General features: G+C 34.3%; 4 protein-coding genes. 2 read left to right on the top strand and 2 right to left on the bottom strand.

Going from position 1 to position 1,737, the window contains the following annotated elements:
* Positions 1-15: 15 nt before the first annotated feature.
* Both ACFILU_RS00525 and ACFILU_RS00530 read right to left on the bottom strand, forming a co-directional pair.
* Positions 16-501, bottom strand: a complete 486-nt coding sequence (locus ACFILU_RS00525; protein WP_375674341.1) for a hypothetical protein — start codon at positions 499-501, stop codon at positions 16-18.
* Entirely contained in the window at positions 470-763 is a 294-nt protein-coding gene (locus ACFILU_RS00530) for a helix-turn-helix domain-containing protein (RefSeq protein WP_375674342.1), read from the bottom strand. Before ACFILU_RS00530 ends, ACFILU_RS00525 begins: the two co-directional genes overlap by 32 nt.
* Positions 764-850: 87 nt before the next feature.
* Between ACFILU_RS00530 and ACFILU_RS00535 the strand changes: the two genes are divergently transcribed.
* Positions 851-1,204 carry a helix-turn-helix domain-containing protein gene (locus tag ACFILU_RS00535; protein WP_375674343.1) on the top strand — a complete coding sequence of 118 codons (354 nt, stop codon included), beginning with the start codon at positions 851-853 and terminating at the stop codon, positions 1,202-1,204.
* A 272-nt stretch (positions 1,205-1,476) separates the two neighbouring features.
* Positions 1,477-1,737: hypothetical protein (locus tag ACFILU_RS00540; protein ID WP_375674344.1), on the top strand; the 261-nt coding region annotated here is incomplete at its 3' end.

The following is a 1,737-nucleotide window of genomic DNA, read 5'->3' on the forward strand; positions in this document are numbered from 1 at the left end:
AAAAAGTGGATTAACTCAATTCAGACACACACTACACGCATCATTTATTAATTTGATTTCTTCTTCTCTTTTTTCGATGAGTTTATCCCTTAAGAAATCAAGCCTATTTTTGACTAAGGCTATAAATAAGATTAGCTCATTTAAGCGATAAAAAGATGACAACTCTTGAGAAAAATAATTATCAAACCAAGTTGTAAAAGCTTGCGTAAACACAGATGAAAACCATTGATTAAAATCATCGTACGGAAATAATGGAAAATAATTTCTATCATCACGCACAAAGATACTATGCAGCATATAGACAAAACAACCTGTTGATGAGGGATCTACACTTATCTCAAAACATGCATCTTGAGGCGAAAGGACACCATAATATATGTTTTCCTGTCCAATCTTATTAACAAGATCAATCAACTGGACTTTGCTTATAGTGATCTGTGGGACATCTATCATCTCTGATCTTTCTTCTTTAAGAATGTGAATGCTGCTGTTGCTGTTCATTCTTTTCTTCATATTGAAGCTTCGTCATTTCATTTTGTTCACATGGCTTCATGCAAACAGTGGAACCCTTGACAAAAGAAGGCGTTGGAGGAGATTGTTCATTCCATAACGCTTCGAGAAGATATGCAACGGCTCCTCTTGAAGGAACACCATATTTTTCCCAACGCCATACTGTTGACTTGTTGACGCCTAACCGTGCTGCCATTTCTTTCAGAGTTAAATTCAGATTTTTACGTAACTGTTTTACTGCTATTTTTCCCATAAAAAATAATATGCATTATGAGTACTTAAAAGTCAAGTCGAAATGCATACCAATTATATGCAATATGAATATATTAAGGAGATAAAAATGCTTAGTAACACGATAGACCAATCTGCTAGATTAATAAAAGCGCGTTTAGCGCGTGGTTTTAGAAGTGCTAAAGAAGCAGCTAGATATTTTGGCTGGAACTACTCTAGCTATATACAGCACGAACAAGGATTAAGAGGAATATCACGGGCATCTGCGAAATATGCAAAAGCATTTAGAATTAGTGAAGGATGGTTATTAACTGGAGAGGGAGAAGGCCCCTCCTTTCCAACTCCTGCCACAAAACAAACTGTTGATGAGCAAATTATTAATCTACTGCAAAAAACAACTCAACCAGATAAAGAAACAATTCTTCACCTTTTAAATCGCCTGCATGCAGAAGAAAAAAAATAAAAGCTTTTTTTCTTTCATTACTAAATGTAGAAACCAGATGCATTATTTCGTTATCTAATTCTATATCACTTTTTATTGTTTTCATAACCATTCACCTTCCCCTTTCATGAGAATCGTCATTTAGAAAAAATCTTCTTACAAGATTTTTATACCGTTAAAATAAAATACACATAACGCATATTTTGTTGTTGACAAGTATGCATTATGCGTATTATATATATTCCATAAACCACGTACAAACAATTGCCAAGAGGCGTTAGGGAGGAGAAATTATGGAAAATCCAATTCTTATAAATTCCGATGAAATTTTATTAGTTGTCTATGATGATGATCAAAACATTGGTCGGTCTGGACCACTAGATGAAAGCCAAGTTCTAAAAATTATTGACGAGGCAGATGATGCAATCCAAATCTTTCGCATCAATCCTTCTGAGAATAATTGTGAAGATATTTCTGAAGAAATTGCAGAAGCATATGTAAACGAAAATATCGAACATCTCCATGAGGAGAGTAAAGTTCATGACTTTGTACGC

The sequence above is a fragment of the Bartonella sp. CL100XZDX genome (genome assembly GCF_042195375.1).
GTDB lineage: Bacteria > Pseudomonadota > Alphaproteobacteria > Rhizobiales > Rhizobiaceae > Bartonella.